The organism is Pseudoalteromonas sp. ECSMB14103, from assembly GCF_000813065.1.
Classification (GTDB): domain Bacteria; phylum Pseudomonadota; class Gammaproteobacteria; order Enterobacterales; family Alteromonadaceae; genus Pseudoalteromonas; species Pseudoalteromonas marina.
This window is the reverse complement of record NZ_JWGY01000003.1, coordinates 43,180-67,295: the sequence shown is the minus strand read 5'-3', so window position 1 is coordinate 67,295 and position 24,116 is coordinate 43,180. Positions and strand designations below refer to the sequence as shown.

General features: G+C 41.1%; 16 protein-coding genes. 12 read left to right on the top strand and 4 right to left on the bottom strand.

Going from position 1 to position 24,116, the window contains the following annotated elements; all coding sequences use genetic code 11:
• Window positions 1-113 precede the first annotated feature (113 nt).
• On the bottom strand, window positions 114-1,073 hold the full coding sequence (locus RF53_RS08110; RefSeq protein WP_039037261.1) for a helix-turn-helix domain-containing protein: 960 nt from the start codon (window positions 1,071-1,073) through the stop codon (window positions 114-116).
• Window positions 1,074-1,289: 216 nt separating this feature from the next.
• Here RF53_RS08110 and RF53_RS08105 point away from each other — a divergent pair, with 216 nt between their 5' ends.
• From RF53_RS08105 to eat, 3 genes are read left to right on the top strand one after another with little or no spacing between them, the layout of a single operon-like run.
• Window positions 1,290-2,693 (top strand): ethanolamine ammonia-lyase subunit EutB, encoded by a 1,404-nt coding sequence (locus RF53_RS08105; RefSeq protein WP_039037260.1) that lies wholly within the window; start codon window positions 1,290-1,292, stop codon window positions 2,691-2,693.
• Window positions 2,693-3,559: an ethanolamine ammonia-lyase subunit EutC gene (gene eutC / locus RF53_RS08100; protein ID WP_039037259.1), complete on the top strand. Its 867-nt coding sequence runs from the start codon at window positions 2,693-2,695 to the stop codon at window positions 3,557-3,559. The genes RF53_RS08105 and eutC overlap by 1 nt, the downstream gene beginning before the upstream one ends.
• A gap of 52 nt (window positions 3,560-3,611) precedes the next feature.
• A complete protein-coding gene (gene eat / locus RF53_RS08095; RefSeq protein ID WP_039037258.1) occupies window positions 3,612-5,024 on the top strand; it encodes an ethanolamine permease in 1,413 nt (470 codons plus the stop codon).
• Window positions 5,025-5,246: 222 nt separating this feature from the next.
• Here eat and RF53_RS08090 read toward each other — a convergent pair whose 3' ends face one another.
• A complete protein-coding gene (locus tag RF53_RS08090) occupies window positions 5,247-6,263 on the bottom strand; it encodes a LacI family DNA-binding transcriptional regulator (protein WP_006793525.1) in 1,017 nt (338 codons plus the stop codon).
• 450 nt (window positions 6,264-6,713) lie between these two features.
• Here RF53_RS08090 and RF53_RS08085 point away from each other — a divergent pair, with 450 nt between their 5' ends.
• The 7 genes from RF53_RS08085 (at window position 6,714) to nagP (ending at window position 17,713) form a co-directional block, all read left to right on the top strand.
• The gene (locus tag RF53_RS08085) at window positions 6,714-9,377 is read left to right on the top strand and encodes a TonB-dependent receptor (protein ID WP_039037257.1); all 2,664 of its coding nucleotides are present in this window, start codon (window positions 6,714-6,716) and stop codon (window positions 9,375-9,377) included.
• Between the two features lie 85 nt (window positions 9,378-9,462).
• Window positions 9,463-10,500 carry a cupin-like domain-containing protein gene (locus RF53_RS08080; RefSeq protein ID WP_006793527.1) on the top strand — a complete coding sequence of 346 codons (1,038 nt, stop codon included), beginning with the start codon at window positions 9,463-9,465 and terminating at the stop codon, window positions 10,498-10,500.
• Window positions 10,501-10,520: 20 nt separating this feature from the next.
• On the top strand, window positions 10,521-13,190 hold the full coding sequence (locus RF53_RS08075) for a family 20 glycosylhydrolase (RefSeq protein ID WP_039037256.1): 2,670 nt from the start codon (window positions 10,521-10,523) through the stop codon (window positions 13,188-13,190).
• Between the two features lie 161 nt (window positions 13,191-13,351).
• Window positions 13,352-14,260, top strand: a complete 909-nt coding sequence (nagK, locus tag RF53_RS08070; RefSeq protein WP_006793529.1) for an N-acetylglucosamine kinase — start codon at window positions 13,352-13,354, stop codon at window positions 14,258-14,260.
• The gene (gene nagB-II, locus RF53_RS08065) at window positions 14,260-15,258 is read left to right on the top strand and encodes a glucosamine-6-phosphate deaminase NagB-II (protein WP_039037255.1); all 999 of its coding nucleotides are present in this window, start codon (window positions 14,260-14,262) and stop codon (window positions 15,256-15,258) included. Before nagK ends, nagB-II begins: the two co-directional genes overlap by 1 nt.
• Window positions 15,259-16,392, top strand: a complete 1,134-nt coding sequence (gene nagA, locus RF53_RS08060) for an N-acetylglucosamine-6-phosphate deacetylase (RefSeq protein ID WP_039037254.1) — start codon at window positions 15,259-15,261, stop codon at window positions 16,390-16,392.
• Between the two features lie 28 nt (window positions 16,393-16,420).
• On the top strand, window positions 16,421-17,713 hold the full coding sequence (nagP, locus tag RF53_RS08055) for an N-acetylglucosamine MFS transporter NagP (protein ID WP_006793532.1): 1,293 nt from the start codon (window positions 16,421-16,423) through the stop codon (window positions 17,711-17,713).
• 123 nt (window positions 17,714-17,836) lie between these two features.
• On the opposite strand, the gene RF53_RS08050 is transcribed toward nagP, so the two are convergent.
• Window positions 17,837-19,336: a phospholipase effector Tle1 domain-containing protein gene (locus RF53_RS08050; protein ID WP_039037253.1), complete on the bottom strand. Its 1,500-nt coding sequence runs from the start codon at window positions 19,334-19,336 to the stop codon at window positions 17,837-17,839.
• Between the two features lie 110 nt (window positions 19,337-19,446).
• Entirely contained in the window at window positions 19,447-20,751 is a 1,305-nt protein-coding gene (locus RF53_RS08045) for an NAD(P)/FAD-dependent oxidoreductase (RefSeq protein WP_039037252.1), read from the bottom strand.
• Window positions 20,752-20,989: 238 nt separating this feature from the next.
• Here RF53_RS08045 and RF53_RS08040 point away from each other — a divergent pair, with 238 nt between their 5' ends.
• Together RF53_RS08040 and RF53_RS08035 are read left to right on the top strand one after the other, a co-directional pair.
• On the top strand, window positions 20,990-22,918 hold the full coding sequence (locus RF53_RS08040) for a RecQ family ATP-dependent DNA helicase (protein WP_039037251.1): 1,929 nt from the start codon (window positions 20,990-20,992) through the stop codon (window positions 22,916-22,918).
• A 117-nt stretch (window positions 22,919-23,035) separates the two neighbouring features.
• Entirely contained in the window at window positions 23,036-24,109 is a 1,074-nt protein-coding gene (locus tag RF53_RS08035; RefSeq protein ID WP_039037250.1) for a porin, read from the top strand.
• The last annotated feature ends 7 nt before the right edge of the window (window positions 24,110-24,116 follow it).

Genomic DNA, 24,116 nt, shown 5'->3' with positions numbered 1-24,116 from the left:
CTAAAAGCGAAGCGCTTCTAAACCTCTTTGTGAATAATGGGCTTTATTTACGCGCTATCGCTCGTCACACCAGCAAGCTGCGCGTCTACAAGATAATTTACCCGATCATAACTTTAGCGACCTTCCTTTATAGTATTTGCGATGGTTTGTGATGGGTTCTCACCAAACAACTGAGTGTAATCTTTAGTAAATTGCCCCGCATGCCAAAATCCCCAGTTTGCAGCAATAACAGAAATTGGCTTAGTTTGCCCAACTACTTTAAGTTCACGCCTTACATTATTTAAACGTGTTAAGCGTAAAAATCGCAGCGGGTTAATACCTAAAATACTTTCAAAACTATACTGTAAAGTACGCCGACTTACATGCGTGAGTTCGCATAATTGTGTGATAGTCACTGTGCTTTGTGGATCAGCTTTGATATGTGCTTTTACTTTGTCTACTACGGCTTTGCGATGCTTATAACTTGGCGCAATGTTGTGCTGCTGACTTTCAGTTTTTAATAAATTTAGCGCAAGCATGTAAAGCATTTCTTGTTGTAAATTGGCGTTTAAGCCATGGGCATCATGATTAACCATGCTGTTAATAACACTGCGCGCTCTGTTAAGAGTTGGGCTATTTACTGTGAGTCGCTCTGCGCCAAATGCATTCATGTTTTGTAAATTAATACCTTGCAGTTGCGCCATGCACTCAATTGATTGCCAGTTAATGACTACCCCATAAATATTAAATTTTTCAGGTGTTATTAATTCAAAATCGCTGTGACTACTGCGGCACATAAATTGGTTACTTAGAACATCTAAGCCATTAATTTTACTCTCGCACGATGTTTTAGGGATCCCCAACCAAATAGAGTTGTCGGCAATAACACATTGCTGGCGAAGCGCACGCTCTGTGTACTCTTCAAATACGTGAATATTAGAATGAGCAACGCCTTCAATACAACCAAAAAAGCCACCCTCACTGACCTGATCATATTTTTGTTGCCAATTGATGAGGTTACTTGCTTGCTCATCAATGTCGTGAGTATCTACTTTGCTCTTTTGTGGTGCGTTTGATAAATGTTGATGCGCCATTTTGGGTTTGCTCTTTATTTTTATATTGCTTATTAAGAAACTTTAACCGTTTATAAACTCTTTTAAGTTACTGAATTATTGTGAAAAAACCGATTTGCCAAAATTCGATAGTTCTTTGGTACGAATTAAGCTTTTAGTATTTAAATTAAACATAATTATAAATAGTGCTGCAGCAAAACCTGTACCAAGGTTTGAAAGAGTTAAATGAGGTAAAAAATGGGGCAAACGTATCGTTACACGCTTGGTACACAAACTTATAAATTTAGAGATTTAGCCCAGTTAATGGCTAAAGCTACGCCGCCGCGGTCGGGCGATAGGTTGGCAGGAGTTATTGCGCAGTCGGCGCAGGAACGAGCCGTAGCACAAATGACATTAGCAGAGGTGCCACTTAAAACATTTTTAAATGATGCGTTAATTCCTTACGAAGATGACGAAATAACGCGCCTAATTATGGACGAGCACGATGCGAATGCATTTTTGACCATTTCACATTTAACGGTTGGGGATTTTCGTAATTGGTTATTGAGTGATTTTGCAACTCCTGCGGTACTTGCAAGCGTCAGGTCTGCTATAACTCCCGAAATGGCGGCAGCGGTTAGCAAAATTATGCGTAATCAAGATTTAATTTTAGTTGCTAAAAAGTGCCATGTAACCAGTGCATTTAGAAATACAATTGGTTTGCCAGGGCATTTATCTACCCGCTTACAGCCTAATCATCCAACCGATGATATTAACGGGATTGCGGCTAGTATGCTGGATGGCCTGCTTTACGGAAATGGTGACGCGGTAATAGGTATAAACCCTGCCACCGACAATGTTGCTCAAGCCATTAAGCTGATGACGCTTATGGACGATGTAATCCAAAAATATGAAATTCCAACGCAAAGCTGCGTGCTTACCCATGTAACTAATACGATTGAGTGCATAGAAGCTGGCGCACCGGTTGATTTGGTTTTTCAGTCAATAGGCGGCACAGAGGCTACAAATTCAAGCTTTGGTTTTAATTTAAATACGTTAGCAGAGGCGCAAGACGCTGCGCTTAGCTTAAAGCGAGGCACGGTTGGTAATAATGTCATGTATTTTGAGACGGGACAAGGCAGCTCGCTTTCGGCCAATGCGAACCACGGGCTTGATCAACAAACTTGTGAGGCGCGTGCTTATGCTGTAGCGCGAAAATTTAATCCTTTATTAGTTAATACCGTTGTGGGGTTTATTGGCCCTGAATACTTATTTGATGGTAAAGAAATTACCCGCGCAGGCCTTGAAGATCACTTTTGCGCCAAGCTTTTGGGCATACCTATGGGGTGCGACGTGTGTTACACCAACCACGCCGAAGCCGACCAAAACGACATGGACAATTTACTTACATTATTAGGTGTAGCGGGATGTTCATTTGTTATGGGTATCCCGGGCTCTGACGACATTATGCTTAACTACCAAACTACCTCGTTTCACGATGCGCTTTATGTGCGCAGAGTTTTAGGTTCAAAACCTGCCCCAGAGTTTGAGGCCTGGTTAAGCAAAATGAAAATAATGCAAAATACTCAGGACATCATTTTAGCTAATACAATCCCAGAAGCGTTTGCCAAGCCGCTTAATGCAATAGCAGGAGGGAGCTAATGGCAAGTAATCCTAAAACCCTCAATGCAAAAACTGATCATAAAAGTAATGGCAAGGTGGTACATAATCCGTGGAGCGATTTACGCCGCTTTACCGATGCCCGTATAGGCCTTGGTAGAGCGGGTATTAGTCTACCGACCTCAGAAATGCTGGCGTTTCAGTTATCTCATGCGCAAGCCCGGGATGCTGTTGGCTTTGCGCTTAATATTAACGAAATGTCATGCAGACTGAGCGATTTAAATCCAGCAGCACCTGTTTTGCATCTTCACAGTCAAGCGGATGATCGTACTACTTACTTACAGCGTCCCGACTTAGGGCGTAAGTTAAACCAATCAAGCCGCACAACATTAGCTAGTTTTATGGCAGAACAAAAGCAACACACTGAGTCTAAATATGATTTAGCTATTGTTGTGGCTGATGGGCTTTCTTCTTTGGCTGTTCAACAAAATACACAACCATTTATTAGCGAACTGCTAGGACAGCTAGACGAAAGTCAGCAATTAAAACTAGCGCCAATAACGTTAGTAGAACAAGGACGTGTAGCCATTGGCGATGATATTGGCGAGTTATTAAATGCGCAAATAGTCATGGTACTTATAGGTGAGCGACCAGGGCTGAGCTCCCCAGATAGTTTAGGGCTTTATTTAACTTGGGCGCCAAAAGCAGGGTTGAGCGATGCGTGCAGAAATTGTATTTCAAATATTCGACCCGCTGGGTTGTCGTATGAAGAAGCCGCCCGCCGTACTGTGTATTTATTACGCGAAGCAAAAAAGCTCAAATTAACTGGCGTTAACCTAAAAGATCGAACCCAAGACGATGTAATTGAACATCAACAACCTAATACCAACTTTTTAATTGCCAAATAATAAGCAATTAAAAAATCAAAACAATAAAAATCAAGCATCAACGGAGAGAACAATGTCGAACAATAACTCAGAATACCTTGCCAAAAGGCAATTAAAAAGTGGCACTGCAGGTTGGTTACTGCTAGCCGGTTTGGGGGTGTCGTATGTCATATCGGGCGATTTTGCAGGTTGGAATTTTGGCATAGCTGAAGCTGGTTGGGGTGGGTTTGCCATTGCCGCAGTATTAATGGCTATTATGTATTTAACGTTGGTACTTTCGCTTGCTGAGATGTCGGCTGCTATTCCAGCCGCAGGTGGTGGATATAGCTTTGCCCGCCAAGCAATGGGCCCCGCTGGTGGCTATTTAACAGGCCTTGCCGTATTGATTGAATACGCGCTTGCGCCGGCTGCTATTGTTATATTTATTGGCTCTGCGGTAGAAGCATTAACTGGGTTTAATGGTCCATGGATTTATGCGCTGTTTTACTTGGCATTTGTGGGCATTCACTTAGCGGGTGTAGGTGAGGCACTAAAAGTAATGATGGTAATAAGTGGTTTAGCGGTGCTTGCTATTGTTGCCACTGCGATTGCGCTTGTTGCTAACTTTGACCCCTCAAATTTATTTGATGTAGCCGTAACCGATTCAGCAGGCGCAAGCGAGTTTTTACCGCTTGGCTGGTATGGCGTGTGGGCTGCATTGCCATTTGCAATGTGGTTATTTTTAGCGGTTGAAGGTGTCCCACTTGCAGCAGAAGAAGCAAAAAATCCCGCTAAAGATGTTCCAAAAGGCATTATTGGAGCAATGGTATTTTTACTTTTCACTGCGTTATTAGTGGTTGTTTTAGTACCTGGTGCCGCAGGTGCAAATGCAATGGGTGCCAGTGCAGTACCACTGGTAGATGCGCTTAATGCAACAGGCAATAGCAGCTTAGCTACGACGGTTAATATTTTAGGTTTAGCGGGCTTGGTGGCGTCTTTTTTCTCTATTATTTATGGTTACAGTCGTTTAGTGTTTGCCCTTTCTCGTGCGGGTTATTTACCACAATCTCTATCAATTACTACAGAGCGCAAAGTACCAGCGCGTGCGTTAATAGTACCTGCTATTTTTGGTTTTATTGCCTCACTAAGTGGTGAAGGTGACTTAATGCTAGCCATGGCAGTTGTTGGTGCTACGGTTTCTTACGCATTAATGGCATTAAGCCATATTATGCTGCGTATAAAGCAACCTGAATTAGTCCGCCCTTATAAAACGCCAGGCGGTGTTGTTACCTCGGGTATTGCACTTGTATTATCACTTGTTGCACTTACCGGTGTATATGCCTTTGACCCTCGCGCGTTTTTATACACCGTAATTTTATTTGCATTCGGAGCGGCGTATTATTTTGGATACAGCTCTAAGCGCTTAGTCGCTAAAACTGCAGATGAAGAGTTTGCTATGTTAGCTGATGCAGAATCTGATTTAGCAATGGCGGTAAACGAGGGGTAATAAACGTTTAGGAATACCAATCTTCAATAATACTTAATCATTTTGCGGAACTAAACGTGTCGTTACCTACGTTAAAAAATTCTCATTTAAAATAACTAAATAACGAATTTTTTGCCTTGCTATCAACACGTTATTCTACCCTCAAAGTAGAACAGTTAATCAAGCGAATTGGTATAAAGCGATAAGGCAGGCTAAAAAAGAGTTTTAGCCTGCTTTTTTTAATTAGTCAATATGGGCAGTTGAGTCTCTAACTACCAGTTCAGGGGTATATTGCTTGATAATGTCGCGGTCGTTGCCATTACGAATTTGCGCAATTAATAAATTAGCAGCATCTTGCGCTATTTGATTGTTAGGCTGGTGAGCGGTAGTAAGCTTAGGCCATGTTTGGCGCGAAAATGGGCTATCTTCAAAGCCTGTAATTGATAATTGACTCGGTATGTCAATTTCCATTAAGCGCGCTGCAAATAGCGCACCTGCGGCGATTTCATCGTTACAAGACACAATAGCGGTTGGCCTGTTGGTTTGATTTATTAATGCTTTTGCCCCTTCAACACCTGACTCAAACGAGTACTCTCCGGCAATGATCAACTGCGAGTCTATTTCAATGTTATGCTGCGTTAAAGCTGCTTTGTAGCCCTCTAATCGTTCTTTAGTTGAGTTATGCTCTGAGCCACCTGCTAAAAAACCAATACGACTGTGGCCATTATTAATTAAATGCTCAGTAATAGATTTTGAAGCGTAGTTATCGTCAATCATAATACACGGGGTTAACGTATCTGGTGCGCTGTGGCCCGATAGTATGCGCACAACTTTAATATTTAACTGCGTGAGTTTTTCTACAAAATTGGGCATTTCTGAAAAGGGCGGTGTGAGTAAAATACCAGCAATTCGCGTGCGTTTTACCATGTCGGTAATTTCATCTATTATTCGTGTCTCTTTCGCATCGCATGGGTGAATGAGTAATTCAAAACCTTGTTTTTTACAGGCATCTAAAATACCTCTTTGCATGTCTATGATGTAATAGGCATTAGGATTATCGTAAATATAGGCAATACTGTAAGCCTTTGTTCCTGCAAGGCTTCTTGCTGCTAAGTTTGGATGGTAGTTTAGCTTTTCAACCGACGCCATGACTTTTTCACGCGTATTGTCACGCACAGACGCTTCGTTGTTTATTACTCGTGATACCGTTTTTATCGATACCCCTGCATCTTTTGCCACGTCGTTTATTGTTGCTTTCATAAGCTTAATAGACCTTTAATATTATTTTTTTTGGCACTAATTTATTAGTTAATATCGACAGTTAAAATAGCGGTAACTGCGTATTGGATATTATTTTTAATGAACAAATTATAAAGACATCCGTTGAGATTGATAGTTAATTTATTGAATGGGCATCGCAGATCATGAAAATTCTGAAATTTTTTATAAAAAAATGACTAATTTATTATTTATTAAATACAACACATTATGTAATTTGTATGATTTATTATGTAAATATTTTGTATCTTTTTTGCGCTCGTATGTAGCTATGAAAATAAAAACGGTGTAAAGTCGCTCCGTAATGACAACGCTGTCATGTTGTTTAACACAAAATATCATGACACCGTAGCGCGTTGTTTATTTGTAAAAAATACTGACACTCAGACACTAGAACACTAAAAAAAATGAAACACCAATAAGGGGAAACCAATGTCAAATTCACTGTTTAAAAAGGGAATGCTAGCTAGTTCAATTGCACTTATTTTATCTGGTAGCTTATCTGCTGCGGCCATTGCACAAGATGCGCAATTAGCACAAGAAGAAATGGAAGTTATTGAGGTTAAAGGGATCCGCAGTTCACTAAAAGAAAACCTTAATGCAAAACGCTTTTCTTCAAATGTGTCAGACGTGATCACGTCTGAAGACATTGGCAAGTTCCCTGACAAAAACGTTGCTGAAACACTGTCTCGTATTACTGGTGTTGCAGTTAGCCGTGAATTTGGTGAAGGTGAAAAAATCAGTATTCGTGGTGCTGGCCCTAAATACAACCGAACATTGTTAAATGGTCAAACAGTGGGTACTGCTGATTGGTTTATTTTAGATGAAGCAAACCGAAGCTTTAACTACACCATGCTACCGTCAGTTATTGTAAAAGGGCTTGAGGTGAATAAATCACCTGTTGCAAGTATTGATGAGGGCTCTATAGGGGGCACTATTGTACTTAAAACACGCCGCCCATTGGATATGGATGCAAACTCAGTCAGCTTGTCACTAGAAGGGCAGTATTCAGAAACATCTGGCGAAACAGACCCACAATTAGCGGGAATGTATTCGTGGAAAAATGACGATGAAACATTGGGTGTTATGGTATCGGCTGTTAAGCAAGAACGTAATTTAGAGCGTCAGGGTTTTGAAGTGCTAGGTTGGGTTGAAAGCGACGATGATGAGTATCTTGTGCCTCGTAACATTGGCGCACCTAAATTTATTCAAAGCCGGGAGCGCGAAACCTTATTTGCAACCCTCCAATACGCACCTAACGATAACTTATTAATGACGTTGAATTATCTAGATTCGCAAATGGATGTAGATAACCAAAATTCTAACTTAATTAATTTTGCGTTTGGCGACCGCGCTGAAATTATTACTAATGCGACTAAAGTTAAAAATGGCGCTATTTTAGCATCAAGCGCAGGCGGTAATTATGCTTACAACTACATCAACCGCGTATCAAGTACTGAAACAGATCAAGTTCATCTTGATATTGACTACCAAGGCGACGGTTACAGCCTTAATTTTGAGCTAGGTAAAACCGCAGCGAGTGGTGGTACTTACCGTGAAACGTCTTGGGAATATGTTGCTGTTGGCTCAGGCTATGATTACGACTTGACGGGTACACCCAATGTAAATGTGGGTGTTAACGCCGCCGATGGTAATAACTTTGCAGCTGGATGGATTTGGGGCGGTGCTAAACCGACTACCGATGAAGAAACCTTTGCTCAAGCAGATTTAACATACGATGTTGAATTTGGCCCATTCACAGCAATAAAAACAGGTATTAAATATCGCCAAGCAGAGCGTACTCAAGGGCGTCATGCTTATAGTTGGCATGCACCATTTGCCGATGGTGGTGCAAATTCAGACAATTATCTTGATCACATTTTTGACACTTGCCCAACGCTTGCAACGTGTGACTTAGATGCCAATGGCGCTACAAGTATTGATGCTGCTGTGACTGGTAATATTACTGAGCAAGTTTCACATAACCGTGAACTAATGGAAGAAATTGCCTTTAACGGTTTAAACGGAATATCTGCCAGTTATGCGATTCACGATAATTTAGCCGAAATTTGGGAAGTAGAAGAAGATATTTTAGCGCTGTATGTACAAGGTGATTTTTCTGGAGAGGGTTTCAGAGGTAATGTAGGTATGCGTTATGTAAGCACCGAGCAGACCTCTTATGGTTATGAGTTTTCAGGTGATTCGTGGGGCTTAAATACAATTAATGGTGATTGGCTAACGCCAAGCGTTTTAAACTGGGTAAGCCAAGATAATGACTACGCTGAGTTTTTACCAAGCTTTAACATTGCTTTTGATCTAACTGAAGAGCAAATACTCCGTATCGGTGCTGCACGTGTTATGGCTCGTCAAAATTGGGCCGATATTTCGTCGTCAGAAACCTTTGGCTCATTAACCGGTGGTCGAGGCACAGGTAGTCGTGGTAATCCAAACTTAGCACCCACTATTTCAAATCAGTTTGATTTGTCATGGGAATGGTATTACAACGAGGCATCAATGCTATCGGTTGCTTACTTCGCTAAAGACTTAAGTTCTTTACGCTCTACCGTTAACGTAACAGAGGATCGTTATGATCAAGAAAACGAAGTATTTGTTCCTGTTGATTTTGCACAGCCGGGTAATGGACTAGGTGGCACAATTCAAGGTATTGAGTTGGGATTACAACACGATTTTGGTGGTTTTGGTGTATCAGCGAACTATACATACACAGATGCAAGCGCTGATGAGAAGCGAGATACAAATCAGGTTGGAAGTGGCTTAGTCGAAGGGACATCGAAAAATATGCTTAACTTAATGGCATATTACGAAAATGACGCTTACCAAGCGCGCATTATGTATAACTACCGAAGCGACTGGTATAAAGGTCTTCATTTTAATGGTGATGAGCTTTTCAATGACGCCTTTGGCCAGTGGGATGCAAGCGCCTCTTATAATGTAAATGAATACGTTACGCTTACTTTAGAAGCGGTTAACTTAACAGATGAAGAAATTGTTGAGTACAACACGAATGAAGAACGCATTATGTCTATTTACTCTAATGGACGCCGTTATGTGGCAGGTATTCGTGTTAACTTTTAAGTTAATATGAATAAGCATTTCAAAAGCCGAGTTTAGCTCGGCTTTTGGTTATTAATCACCTTGATACAAATTATGGTCTTTAATTATGCGTGCTTTAAAACAGGTAGCAACTTGGCATAATGTAACTCCAGCTATGTTTAAAAACGACATAGCACCACTAGCCGAGCCCGCCATTTTAAAAGGGTTAGTAAGTGATTGGCCGTTAGTAAAGCAAGTAACTAGCTGCACAGGCGAAAACCCTCATGCTTGGCTTAACATGTTAAGCGATCACTATGTGGGTGGCAGTGTTCGAATGGCTGAAATACCGCAAAGCGAATCACCTCAGTTTTTTTATAACAAAGCGCGTGATGGATTTAACTTTACCCGCAAAGTTGCACCTTTTATGCAATTTATGCAGGTGTTGTTACAAAATGCAGAGTTAATAAAGGCGGGTAATAACCCTGGTGCTGTTGCTATTCAAAGTGCCCCTGTTGTTGATTATTTTAATGACCTTGCAACAACTCACACTATGGCGTTATTTGCAGATAAACCAAAGCCGCGATTTTGGCTGGGTAATCAGTCAACGGTGGTGGCTCATTATGATGATGCAGAAAATATTGCCTGCGTAATTGCTGGTGAGCGCAAGATTACTTTGTTTGCGCCGCATCAAATCACAAATTTATATGTAGGCTCTATTGAGCATACGCCAGCGGGTGCGCCAGTTTCAATGGTGGATTTAAATAATCCCGATTTTGAAAAATTCCCCAAGTTTAAGCAAGCACTCAATGAGGCACTAGTCGCTCAGCTACAACCGGGAGATGCATTATATATTCCTACCTTGTGGTGGCATCATGTAGAGGCATTAAGCCCTATAAATATGATGATGAATTATTGGTCGGGCGGGTCTATTGCAAAGAATAGCGAACCCGTGCCAATGGATGCATTATTGTTATCAATTATGACCATTAGAGACTTACCCACAGCACAAAAAAAAGCGTGGCAGGCTTTTTTTAACTACCATATTTTTGACTTTGAAAAGCCGCAAAATCAACATATTCCTGAACAGCTTAAAGGAATTTTAAATCCGCTTACAAGTCAACAACGAGCGCAAGTTAAGCAGTGGCTTATCAAACAGCTCAGTTAATAGATTAAAGGATACAGGCAATGACACTCAATTCATTACTGATAGCAGGCTGTATAGCATTGAGCTTAACAGCGTGTCAGGACACAATAACACACAAACAAAATGTTGAGCTGGTTAAAGCGAGTAATACCGCAATAGAGTCACTCGCTAACATGCTACAAATACAGTATGAACAAGTCGATAATAGACCGTCAGAATACTGCGATAAAACCATTGAAAACGGTAATTGCTTTGAAGCAAAGCTACACATTAAGGCAAGTGGTGCCGTTAATGTGGATGGTTGGAAAATTTACTTTAGTCAAATCACGCCTATTCAACAGGCTCTCAGTGATGAATTTACTATTACTCATGTTAATGGGGACCTTCATGTAATTGAATTAAAAGAGGCGTTTAAGGGGTTTAAAGCAGGCGAAACCAAAACTATTACGTTTTATGCTAATTTTTGGTCGTTATCGCACAGTGATGCAATTCCAAATTATATTTTGGTTAACCACAATGAGTACGCCAAGGTAATTACGAGCACTAAGCCCACTGTTGACCCTGAGACAGGTTTAGAGTTATTACCTCATGTTGTACCTTATAGTGATTACGAGCGACAATTTAAGCGTACTAAAAACGATGAGACACAATGGCTGACAGCAGAACGGTTGTTTGAGCGAAACACAAAGTATGATTTTTCACCTTATTTAAAAGATGAAAATAAACAAGTAGCACAGCACATTATTCCTACCCCAACTCAGGCGACATTTAGTCAAACACAACAGCTAGATATTAGCCAAGGCTTACGCTTTAACCTTAATGGTGTAAGTGAAAAAGGGGTAACTGCGGCCATTGAGCGACTTAAATTATTGGGTATAACGACGAGTGCATCTGGTATTGCGGTAAATCTTAATTTATCACCCACAAAAGATGGCTCACAAGGTAGTTATAGATTAGCGATTAACGCCAATGAAATAAATATAAGCGCCACTGATGACTCAGGTGTGTTTTATGCCTTGCAGAGCTTGGCGAGTTTATACCAAGTAAACAATACAACATTGCCAATAGGTCAGGTAAATGATGCTCCTCATTATGAATTTAGAGGCGTGTTGGTGGACGTTGCCCGTAACTTTCGAGACAAAGCATTTATATTAAAGTTACTTGATCAAATGGCTGCCTATAAGCTTAACAAACTTCACTTACATTTAGCCGATGACGAAGGTTGGCGTTTAGAAATCCCTTCTCTTGAAGAGCTTACCGATGTTGCTTCAAAACGCTGTTTTGATCTCTCAGAGCAGCAGTGTTTAATGCCACAACTTGGCGCTGGCATAGATACTTCTAGCCAGGTTAATGGTTTTTATTCTGTGGATGATTACCAAGAAATCCTTAAATTTGCGAGTGCGCGACATATTCAAGTTATTCCCTCATTAGATATGCCAGGTCATTCGCGAGCGGCTATTAAGGCTATGCAGGTTCGTTATAATAAGTACATAAAACAGGGTGATAAACAAAAAGCTGAACAGTTTTTACTTTATGATCCGCTCGATACCACCGTATATTCTTCGGTACAGCATTACAACGATAACACCATCAATGTATGTTTAGATTCATCGTATGCGTTTATACGCGAGGTTATGGAGCAAGTTAAAATAATTCATAATGAAGCGCAGCACCCGCTAACGCGTTATCACATAGGTGCAGATGAAACGGCGGGTGCATGGGTGTCGTCTCCAGCGTGTACTGAGTTTATTAAAGAAAATAATTTGCCGTTTACCAAAGCTGAACAATTAGGTAGCTACTTTATAGAGCGTGTGTCAAACATGTTAGCTGACATGAATATTGAAACAGCTGCATGGAGTGATGGCCTATCGCATACTAACCCAAATAATATGCCTGACATTGTGCAAGGTAATAGTTGGGATTTGCTGATGTGGAATGGCCACCAGCGCGCGCACCAATTTGCTAATCGTAATTGGCAGGTAGTGGTGTCATCACCAGATGTTTTATATTTTGATTTTCCCTATGAAGCCGATCCTCAAGAGCACGGTTATTACTGGGCTTCAAGGCATATTAATACAGAAAAAGTGTTTCAATTCATGCCTGATAATTTACCCGCGCACGCCGAATTTTGGCTAGACAGAGAAGATAGACCTTACACCGCAGACGACACGATTATAAAAAATGATGCAGGTGAGGTTGAGTTTGCACCGCTTGCAAACGGTAAACAATTTATTGGTATTCAAGGTCAGCTATGGAGCGAAAATACCCGTACCAATAATATGGCTGAGTATAAGCTTTTTCCTCGTTTATTATCTTTAGCACAACGCGCATGGCACAAAGCGCAATGGGCGGTGCCTTACGATCATGATGGCTTTGTTTATAGTCGAAATACGCAGCGTTTTACGCCTTCACTGAAGCAGCAGCGAGACCAACAATGGTTAACATTTGCCGCCAGTTTAGGGCTTAAAGAGTTTAATAAGTTAGAGAGGGCAAATGTACACTTTCGGATTGCTAACGCAGGAGCCAAAATTGAAAACGGCATGTTGTACGCTAACGTTGCTTACCCCGGTTTGCTAATAGAATATATGCAAGCTGGAGGACAATGGCAGACGTATAATGCGCCGGTAAAAGTAACTCAAGATGTGTGGGTGCGTTCCAAATTACCTATATCAGGTCGTGTTAGTCGTACATTAAAAGTAACACAGCCGTAGCATGCACACCCCTTAAATTATAAGGGGTGTAGAAACATAATTTAAATAAAAATTAAAGAATGACAACGCTGTCATTTGTGTTAGTATAAGATTCATCCGCTCTGGCAGCGTGTTTTATTTTGAGTGTTATGCAACACGGTCGAACAAGTAAAGAGGCAAAAATGATCACCAATACAATTAACAATGAACTCTTTGTTGGGATCGATGGGGGCGGCACTAAATGTAAAGCAATTATCGTTAACAGCGCGAATGAAATTTTAGGAACGGGTATTGCTGGGCCCGGTAACCCTTTACATGGATTTACACAGGCCATTAATTCTATAGAGCAGTCTGCCCAATTAGCTCTTAATGATGCAGGTTTAAGTGAAACCCCTTTGTCTTACTTAGTGGCAGGTGTGGGGTTGGCGGGTGTTAACTTACCAAGCCTACATAAACAAATGATGCATTGGAAAAGCCCCTTCAAAACAATGTATTTAACTACCGATTTACTTATTGCTTGTATGGGTGCACACCAAGGTGATGATGGTGCAGTGATAATTGCTGGTACGGGTTCGTGTGGTTTTTCATATGTTAAAGGACAGTCTTTTATGATTGGCGGGCATGGCTTTCCGCATGGCGATAAAGGAAGTGGTGCATGGATTGGCTTTACAGCATGTCAAAACGTCTTGTTGAGCTTAGATAAGCTAATGCCTAATAACATGCTGACTGAATGTGTTTTAAAGTATTTATCGGTCAATGATGCCATGGAGTTAGTTGAAATTATTGCAAATAAACCCGCTGCATTTTTTGCTCAATTAGCCGGGTGTGTATTTCAGTCAGCTGCGGCAAACGACGATATTGCTATTAGTATTTTAAAAGAAAGCGGTGCCTATTTGAGTGACATTGCTCGTCGATTATTAGCTAAAAAATCACCAAGATTATCTTTTATAGGTGGATTGTCTTCGGTTATGACGCCTTGGCTAGATAAAGATATTCAAGGTGTTTTATCTGCACCTTTATCATCTCCCGAAATGGGATCAGTACTTTACGCGAAACAACAGCAAGTTAACTACAGCAGTCAGGAGCTATGATGTATCACACATTAATGGAAAAAGAAGCGGCGCAAACGCCTGAAGTCATTAAACAGCAAATTCTTGCTAATCAGCCTCTAGTAGAAAAAATTGGCCAAAAGCTACGTGATATTGCACCAAAAATGGTGATGATCATCGGTCGTGGTTCGTCAGATCATGCTGGAGTATTTGGTAAATATTTAATAGAAATTGAAGCCGGTATCCCTGTTAGTTCAGCGGCGCCATCGGTTGCCAGTGTGTACGGTAAAACACTTAAACTTGATGGTGCATTGGTGATTGTTATTTCTCAATCAGGACGAAGCCCAGATATTATTGCCCAAGCTAAAATGGCAAAAGAAGCTGGCGCATACTGTATTGCACTGGTAAATGATGAGGCGTCACCGTTAAGAGACATTGTTGATGATTTTATTGGGCTTAAAGCGGGAGATGAAATATCGGTTGCGGCGACTAAAAGTTATTTATCTACGCTGTCAGCTTTAGTGCATTTAGTTGCTAATTGGACTCAAAATAACGAATTATTACAAGGGTTAAAGCTGTTACCTGAAGCATTAGATGCAATCATTGACTCACCAGTACAACTTCAGCCTGACGCATTTTTGCCGATTAAAAACATGGTTGTATTAGCGCGCGGTTTAGGGTTTTCAGTCTCTAAAGAAATGGCATTAAAACTCAAAGAAGTGTGTGCTATTCATGCAGAGGCATTTAGTAGTGCAGAATTTTTACACGGCCCTGTTACATTAGTTGAACAAGGTTTAGTGATTTTAAACTGCACGGTAGAAGATGAAACCGCATACTCTCACCAGCAGCAAATAGCAGACGTAACCCAGCGCGGCGCTCAAATTATCAACCTTACTCAAAATGGGATTGCAGTGCACCCACGTTTAGCGCCGTTTTTAGTGCTGCAGCGTTTTTATTTAGATATTGCCAAAGTGGCTGTTAAGCGAGGCTTTAACCCCGACGAGCCCAAAGGGCTTAAAAAAGTAACAAGGACATTATAAATGTCAGTTCAACGTATTTTGGTTGCAACGCTGTTTGATGGTGATCAGTTTTTAAAAGAAAAAGTGCTCACAATTGACGCGGGTGTTATTACCGCTATTGATGATAAAACTAATAATGTAGATGAAACCTTATCAGGCTTAATTACCCCTGGGTTTATAGATTTACAGGTAAATGGTGGTGGAGGTGTATTGTTTAACCGAGCACGCAATGCATCAGAGGTTAAACGAATGCTTATGGCGCACGCTAAGTATGGCACAACAGCCATGCTGCCTACTTTAATTACCGATACAGTTGAAGTTATGCGTCAAGCGGCTGATGTAATAGCCGATGCGATTGTTAAACACACACCTGGCATTATGGGCATTCACTTTGAAGGACCGCATTTATCTATAGCTAAAAAAGGGGCACATAGCGAAGAATTCATTCGTCCTATTTCAGATGATGAGTGGCAAGTTTTATCGCGCAAAGATATAGGCAAAGTGGTGGTTACATTAGCCCCTGAAAATGTACTTCCAAGTGATATTACTCAAATGCGTGAGTTAGGCATACATGTTTGCTTAGGCCATACAAATGCGTGTTTTGAGCAGGCACAACAAGCCGTTGATGCTGGCGCTACAGGATTTACACATCTATACAACGCAATGTCACCTTTTCAAGGGCGTGAGCCGGGTGTTGTGGGGTGTGCTTTGCTAAATGATAATGCCTATTGTGGCTTAATAGTTGATGGTCATCATGTTGATTATGCTGCATGCCAAGTAGCACTAAAAGCTAAACCTAAAGGGCGTGTGTTTTTAGTGACCGATGCAATGCCACCTGTGGGTACAAATGAAACTGAATTTGCTTTTTTCGATCGAACAGTAACACTTAACCAAGGTAAGTTAACCTCAACAACGGGGGAGCTTGCAGGCTCTGTACTTGATATGGCAACGGCTGTGAAAAATAGCGTTGAGCATTTGCAGTTGCCACTATCAGAAGCACTAAAAATGGCATCTTTATATCCAGCACAGTATATTAACTCACCCACAACACATGGAAGGTTAATTGTTGGCAGCCCTGCTAATTTTGTTCAACTCGATACAAACCAACAGGTTATAAGCACGTGGATTGGTGGCGAACAGCTTTTTAAAAAATGATAATAAATATAAATAAAGGAAAAATAACATGACAACAAATGTTATGGATACACCTAAAAGCAGTAGCATACTGCCCATGGCTATTGTGGCAGTATTATTTTTTATACTGGGGTTTGCAACGTGGCTAAATGGTTCATTAATGCCTTATTTAAGCCAAATATTAAAGTTAACGCCATTTCAGGGCTCGTTAATTTTATTTTCGTTTTATATAGCAGTGACTTTTACAGCGTTACCATCGGCAATGTTAATTAAAAAAGTTGGTTATAAAAACGGTATGGCGATGGGCATGGGGTTGATGATGATTGCCGGCTTGTTATTTATTCCTGCTGCGATGTCGCAAGTTTTTCCTTTATTTTTGTTGGCACAGCTAGTGATGGGCGCAGGACAAACATTGCTTCAAACTGCGGTTAATCCCTATGTTGTAAGGCTTGGGCCTGAAGAGTCTGCAGCGGTTCGTATTAGTATTATGGGCATACTCAATAAAGGGGCGGGTGTTATTTCACCCTTAGTGTTTACCGCGTTAATTTTAAGTAATTTTACAGATACAGTAGGCACTGAGCTTAGCCAGCAACAAGTTGATGACATGGCGAATGGTCTTATTCTTCCTTATTTAGGTATGGCACTATTTATTGGACTATTAGCGTTTGCCGTTAAAAAATCACCATTACCTGAACTTATTACTGACGATGCTGAGCAAACAAGAGGTAGCAGTGAAATAAGCGAAACGTTATCTCACCCTAACTTAGTTTTTGGGGCGATTGCCATTTTTTTATATGTTGCAGTAGAAGTTATTGCTGGCGATACCATTGGTACTTTTGCGCTCTCTCTTGGCGTTGCTAATTATAGTGTGATGACCTCCTACACCATGATCTTTATGGTGTTTGGCTATATTTTGGGTATTTTGCTTATTCCCAAGTTTATAACTCAACAAGCAGCCCTCACACTATCAGCCGTATTAGGTATTGCTATTACCTTGTGCATTTTATTAATTGATGCACAGTCGTTTATGATTGCTAACGCATTATTAATACCATTAGGCGGCGCTAATTTACCCGATGTATTACTACTTATAGCGTTTTTAGGCTTAGCAAACGCCATTGTTTGGCCCGCGGTATTTCCACTTGCGTTGTCTGGGCTTGGAAAACTAACAAGCACAGGCTCTGCGCTTTTGGTTATGGGGATAGCCGGGGGGGCGTTTGGTCCAGTTTTATGGGGATTATTAAGCGGGTTTACTTCATTACAAACAGGGTATTCGGTGTTGTTACCATGTTATTTATTTATTTTATTTTATGCCGTAAAAGGCCATAAAATGAAAAAGTAATAACGTCCACCAGCGACCCAAACCCCAGTGCACTTTGCAGTATAAAGTGCACTGATGCTTGTTTAACCTGAGCTCTGGCGAGGGGTACATTGGTTACCCACAGCTTAAGTTAACTATTACACGTTAACTTAGGCGCGTTACTTTTAGTTTTATCCTGCCTGCGTTTGCCCCATAAAAGCGGCTTAAGTCGTTGGCAAAGGGGCTAAATTCACCTGATTTAGTAATAGTCACCGTAGCGCCATTGGCTATTTTAAATAAAAATTCTTCGTTATTACTAATTGCGCCAACTAATGAGAACCACTGAGCATCTGGAAGTCGCCTGAATGGTTCAAGTAACGCCATTGGAATTTCTTTAACGCCTAATTGCACGTCATCTCGATGCCATCCCTTAGGCGTGCACTTTATGCCGTCGTCAAACCAATGTTGATCAGGGTAGGGGGTAAAGCGATAGGTTGCACCCTGCTCAAGCATTAAGCCCGTTTTGTTATAAAACTCACTGGCGAATACCACCACATCTTGGCTTTGGCCAATACTTAATACGCTCATATTTTGGTTGGCAAGCGTAATGTGCGCACTTAAGCCGGTAAAACTTAAGGTGCTGTTGTCACTGTAGCTAACGCTGTATGACTGCTTTTTAAGTGACTCTGGACGGTAGCTGGTGAGCTTATTAATACGTGTAGCCACACTGTGGTGAACTAATGGCCTAATATTACTCGCTTCGTTATCCACCAGCACAAAGCACTCTCTATCTACCAGCTTAAAGAACGAGTTTAACCAAAAGTAATTTTGCTGGTGGCTAAGTGCAAGTGAGTCGGGGATAACAGTGAGATCGTCTTGTGCAATTAAATTACTATCTGGAAGAAGAGTTTTGTAGTTAATATCGTGACTTGTTAACAATGAAATAGCTAACGGCTGCTCAATAATCCACTCAAGTGCATAACGTAAGCAAATATCAGCTAAACCATCACGGTAGTATCCACCGCCAATGTCTGAATGCGCGCCTGCAAACCACAGTTCAGTAATGTTATTTTGATGGTTCATTAGCGTAGGCTCAAACGCACGGCGTTTTTCATCAAGTGCCACGCAGTGCAGTGCTTGTGAAATATTATTAGCAATGGTGTGGTTTTCAAAAATAACGTGCTCTGCGCCGCGTGTGGCTTTACTCACTTTTGATAAGCCAATTGAGGCCACGGTATCAAATACACATACGTACACATCATTACTAATCAAAGGTTCCAGAATTTTTGCAAAACGCCTAGCGAGAGCGCCACCTCGGCTAAAACCGGTAAGTAAAAGGGTATCGCCTAGTTGGTAATGCGTTTTAAAATCACGCATGGCTTGATTTAAAATACTGGCAACATCGTCACCACGTGGTGCTAAAGTTTGGTTTAAAATGCGTTTTAACCGGCTACCTTTAGTGCCAATACCTTGATAATAAAAGCTCAATTGTTGCGAGAAAGGTGTGGTGGGGGAACCATCAAGTTTGCCGCCTAATAACAAGTGCAGCTTAACAATATTAGAAATACTACTGTCTTCTTTAAAATGGTCTGAGCTAAATTGTTCTGCGTCACGGGGCTCATTTCCTGTGCCATCAAAGTTAAAAACTAGTGTTTTTCCCGTCATTGCCTTATTCCCTAAGTGGTTTGTATAAATTTACATGGGAATTGTGAAAAATCAAAGACAGCGGTAATAAAAATTTATTAAATCTGCTTATTACCGCCATGGGTTATTTATTAATGCAATTTCATTTTTGGGCGCACTACACGCAGTACTTTTTCGCTTATCCATAACGCAAAGGTTTTTGCGCTACCGTGTATGGCGCGTTGGTGCATGCGATACAGCGATATATACATAAAGCGGGCTATTTTACCTTCAATAAAAAAGGTGTTGCTGGTTAAGTTACCCATTAAATTACCTACCGTGCTGTAGCGCGATAAGTTAACCAGCGAGCCGTGGTCGCTGTATTTAAACTCGCTTAGCGGCTGGTGTTTAAGTGTTGCAATAAGGTTTTTTTCAACACATTGTGCCATTTGATGGGCCGATTGCGCGCGTGGCGGTACAAGTTTTCCGTCTTCTTGGGTAAAGGCGCAGCAATCGCCAAGTACAAAAATACTTTCATCTACGGTGCTTTGTAAAAACTCGTTTACTTGAATTTGGTTGCTGCGGGTAAGCTCAAAAACACCTAAGTCTTTAATAAAGTCTGGCGCTTTTACGCCTGCCGCCCATACCATAATATCGGCATTAATATGTTCTTCGTCTTTTGTAATAAACCCTTGCTCTGTGGCTTCTTTTACTTGGGTTTGTTCTAGCACGTTTACGCCCAATTTTAACAGCTCGCGTTTGGCACTTACGGCAATACGCTCTGGTAATGCAGGTAAAATACGTGGGCCGGCTTCAATTAAATGAATGTGCAAACGCTTAGACGACATATTTGTAAGCCCATATAGCTTTAATAGCTCAGACACGTGATACAGCTCTGCCGAGAGTTCAACGCCTGTTGCGCCGCCGCCAACAATGGCAATATCAAGAGATTGTTGCTGGTTGTCGTCTTGATGAAGGCGGGTAAAGCTATCGAGCAAAGAATGCTGAAAACGCTCAGCTTGCTGGTTTGAATCTAAAAAGTAGCAATGCTCTTTTATGCCTGGGGTATTAAAGTCGTTACTTACACTGCCAATAGCAATAACAAGGTGGTCATAGCGTACTGTGCGTTTGGGCAAAATAGTGTGGCCAAGTTCGTCAAAAAGTGGTGCGAGAGTAATTGTTTTATTACTTTGGTCGATATTACAAAAGGTACCAAGTTGGAAATTATAATGATGTTTTGCGGCATGGGCAGAGTAAACTACGCCATCTAAATCGGGGTCAATAGAGCCTGTGGCTACTTCGTGCAGTAACGGCTTCCATATGTGGGTGCGGTTTTTGTCTATTAATAAAATTTCTGCGTGTTTTTTCTTTCCTAGTTTATGCCCTAATTGAGTTGCAAGCTCTAATCCGCCAGCGCCGCCGCCAATAACGACGATTTTAGGAGTGGTTATGTTCATGACTATGCCCTTAAAAATAATATACCCAAGCAATCTGTTTTATTATTTTTTAAAATGACTTGGGTATCGAAAATTATTTTGGCAAAGCTCACTTTTATGGGGCTATAGTGTGCGCCTAAATAATGGATATGTCAGCAGTAAATCACCTAATTTACGGTATACTAACTTGCAAATACTTCATCTAGGCTGCATTTTTCTGTTATAGCCCTGTGTTATCAACGCCAAAAAGGACATTTTTATGAATACGCCGCTTTTACAATCACTTGAGCAACATTTTGGTTTTAACCAGTTTAGAGCAGGGCAGCAGCAAACTATAGAGCAGCTTTTAAATGGGCAATCGTCCCTTGCTATATTCCCTACAGGGTCGGGTAAGTCGTTGTGTTATCAGCTAACGGCTATGCATTTAGAAAACTTAACGTTAGTGGTGTCGCCATTACTAGCCTTAATGAAAGATCAAATTAGTTTTTTAAATAGCAAAGGTATTTACGCGGCAAGCCTTGATTCTAGCCAAGACCAAATGCAAAGCAGCACCGTAATGAACGATGTGCGAAATGGTAAAATTAAAGTGTTAATGGTGTCGGTAGAGCGCTTTAAAAACGAGCGATTTAGAGAGTTTATAAGCCAAGTTGCGCTGTCTATGCTGGTGGTAGATGAGGCGCACTGTATATCTGAATGGGGCCATAACTTCAGACCTGACTACTTAAAACTACCGCGATATCGCGAAGAGCTAAATATTCCACTAGTACTATTGCTTACCGCCACCGCCACTAAAAAAGTAAAACGCGACATGAGCGAGCGTTTTAATATTGCCCCTGAGTGCATTGTACAAACTGGCTTTTACCGCGCTAACCTCGATTTAAGCGTGCTAAGTGTAAAAACGGCTGATAAAAACACCGAACTTACAAACATAGTGCGTGCGCAAAATGGCCCAGGTATTGTGTATGTAACACTGCAGCAAAGTGCTGAGCAAGTGGCTAACACGCTAAGTGCGCAAGGTATTCAGGCGGTTGCGTATCATGCAGGGCTTGAAGATACACTCAGGTGGCAAATTCAAGATGATTTTATGGCGGGTAAAATTAACGTAGTTGTAGCAACTATAGCCTTTGGTATGGGCGTTGATAAATCAGACATTCGCTTTGTTATTCATTACGATTTACCAAAATCGATTGAAAACTACAGCCAAGAAATTGGCCGCGCAGGGCGCGATGGCAACCCATCAAACTGCTACACGCTTGCTAATTTAGATGGCCTAAACACAGTAGAAAACTTTGTATATGGCGACACCCCTGAGCTGAGTGGCATTGAATATGTAATTAACGATATTCGCCAAGCCCAACAGCAATGGGAAATGCAAGAATACAGCCTTTCAAGCGAAAGTAATATTCGCCAATTAGCACTTAAAACATTACTGGTTCAACTTGAAATGCAAGGCGCAATTACGCCGCAGTACGCATATTATGCCGATTTTAAATACAAGTTCTTGGTTGATAAAAACGAGCTACTTAGCCAGTTTGACGAGCAGCGCCAAGCCTTTTTAACGCAAATATTTAGCCATACCGATTTTAAAAAAATATGGGGCACGCTCAATTTTGACACCCTTACCCAAGCCGCGCAGGTTGACCGTAAACGTGTTGTGGCCGCGCTTGACTACCTAGCCGAAAAAAACCTTATAACGCTTGAAACCAAACGCATTACCCAAGTATATAAAGTGCATAGTGAAGTTATAAATAACCCAGAGCTTGCCCATCAGTTACACCACTACTTTGCTGATAAAGAACAAGCTGAAATAAAACGAATTGCTGCTTTAGTGCGCTTTTTTGAGCTACAAACTTGCCTGAGTTATAACTTAGCGCGCTACTTTGACGACCAAAATGCGCCAGTGCAATGCGGCCATTGCAGTGTATGCCGTGGTAATGCTGTAAAATTAGAATACTCACTAGCGCCTGTAACTATTGCAGATGAGGTTATTTATCAAAAGGTAGATGAGTTTTTGGCGCATATGGCCACAAAGGGAGTTCATAACGTGGGTGTTGAAACCCAGTGCCGTTTTTTAGCGGGTATGAGCGTGCCATTATTTGCTCGTAATAAGGTACGCCAACTCAGCGGATTTGCGCTTTGTGAGCAACAGCTGTATAGCGATATAAAAGCCACACTGCTTGGCAGATAGCCATTAAAGTAATGATCAAACCTGCATAATTATAAAAAATGTTAAATTTTTGTTTGTTTTTTCAGCGTTTAACTATACTCAACATGACTATTAAGGTCATATAAAACGAGGTGAACGATGAAACTGCAAAAATTGATGCTGTTAGGAGTGTTTATTTCAGGGACTAGTTACGCTGAAATTAATATTTCAGGCTTTGCAAGTATTAACGCGGGTAAAGTACTCAGTGGAAGTGGTGTGCCGCAATATGGTGTTGAGCCAACCTTTTTGGCTGACTACCCTAATGTGAGTGGCTACACAGAAGATTTATCTTTCTCTCCAGAGTCGTTAATTGGTATACAAGTGTCGGGGGACCTTGGCGAGGGCTTATCTGTCACAGGTCAAATTGTTGCCCGAGGTGTAAATGATTTTGATGCTAATTTTGAGTGGGCATATATTTCGTACGAAATAAATGATAATTGGACGGTTCAAGCAGGTAAAAAGCGTTTGCCTCTTTTTTATTACTCAGATTTTTTTGACGTAGGTTACGCATATGTATGGATGCGTGCACCTGCCGACAATTATACATGGCAAGTATTTAACTATGAGGGCATAAACCTTCTCTATTCTGGCTCGATTGGAGAGTGGGGTGTGTCTGCTAATGTGTATGCTGGTAAAGAAGATGATGACGACAACAAACTGCTATCAGACTTTTTCTTTCAAGAGCCTACCCGAGAAATTTGGGAAGATATGCTAGGTGGTGTACTTTCGTTAAGCCATGATTGGCTTGAATTGAGAGTAACGCATATGCAATACACTAATAAACGCTTTCGTTCTGGAGAGCCGGTTTTATGGGATGGAAAAGATAGCCGTGATGGCAAATTCTATGGCTTAGCTGCCAATTTTGATTTTGGCGACTTTTTTGTACTAAGCGAACTTAACCGTTTAGATCTAGACGGAAACCTAGACACTTATATGATCAGTGCAGGGTATCGGTTTGATGCAATTACGCCTTATGTGATGTTTTCAGATTTTGAGCAAGAAGGTGAGGGAGATACTGAAAGCCATAATACCTTTGCGGTGGGGGTTCGTTGGGATTTTCATCCTTCGGCGGCACTCAAAATGCAGTACGACAGGGTAAAAGATGATTCATTCGAGTTAGCGGTAGCGGGTGATAGTAAAGCAATCACGCTTGGTGTTGATGTTGTATTTTAAGGGGAAT

Excerpts from the sequence above, each read along its gene's own strand:
- nagA (WP_039037254.1), top strand. The coding sequence starts at position 15,259 with ATGTCAGTTCAACGTATTTTGGTTGCAACGCTGTTTGATGGTGATCAG.
- RF53_RS08090 (WP_006793525.1), bottom strand. The coding sequence starts at position 6,263 with ATGAAAGCAACAATAAACGACGTGGCAAAAGATGCAGGGGTATCGATA.
- RF53_RS08035 (WP_039037250.1), top strand. The coding sequence starts at position 23,036 with ATGAAACTGCAAAAATTGATGCTGTTAGGAGTGTTTATTTCAGGGACT.
- RF53_RS08050 (WP_039037253.1), bottom strand. The coding sequence starts at position 19,336 with ATGACGGGAAAAACACTAGTTTTTAACTTTGATGGCACAGGAAATGAG.
- nagB-II (WP_039037255.1), top strand. The coding sequence starts at position 14,260 with ATGTATCACACATTAATGGAAAAAGAAGCGGCGCAAACGCCTGAAGTC.
- RF53_RS08040 (WP_039037251.1), top strand. The coding sequence starts at position 20,990 with ATGAATACGCCGCTTTTACAATCACTTGAGCAACATTTTGGTTTTAAC.
- eutC (WP_039037259.1), top strand. The coding sequence starts at position 2,693 with ATGGCAAGTAATCCTAAAACCCTCAATGCAAAAACTGATCATAAAAGT.
- RF53_RS08105 (WP_039037260.1), top strand. The coding sequence starts at position 1,290 with ATGGGGCAAACGTATCGTTACACGCTTGGTACACAAACTTATAAATTT.
- eat (WP_039037258.1), top strand. The coding sequence starts at position 3,612 with ATGTCGAACAATAACTCAGAATACCTTGCCAAAAGGCAATTAAAAAGT.
- RF53_RS08085 (WP_039037257.1), top strand. The coding sequence starts at position 6,714 with ATGTCAAATTCACTGTTTAAAAAGGGAATGCTAGCTAGTTCAATTGCA.
- nagP (WP_006793532.1), top strand. The coding sequence starts at position 16,421 with ATGACAACAAATGTTATGGATACACCTAAAAGCAGTAGCATACTGCCC.
- nagK (WP_006793529.1), top strand. The coding sequence starts at position 13,352 with ATGATCACCAATACAATTAACAATGAACTCTTTGTTGGGATCGATGGG.
- RF53_RS08045 (WP_039037252.1), bottom strand. The coding sequence starts at position 20,751 with ATGAACATAACCACTCCTAAAATCGTCGTTATTGGCGGCGGCGCTGGC.
- RF53_RS08075 (WP_039037256.1), top strand. The coding sequence starts at position 10,521 with ATGACACTCAATTCATTACTGATAGCAGGCTGTATAGCATTGAGCTTA.
- RF53_RS08080 (WP_006793527.1), top strand. The coding sequence starts at position 9,463 with ATGCGTGCTTTAAAACAGGTAGCAACTTGGCATAATGTAACTCCAGCT.
- RF53_RS08110 (WP_039037261.1), bottom strand. The coding sequence starts at position 1,073 with ATGGCGCATCAACATTTATCAAACGCACCACAAAAGAGCAAAGTAGAT.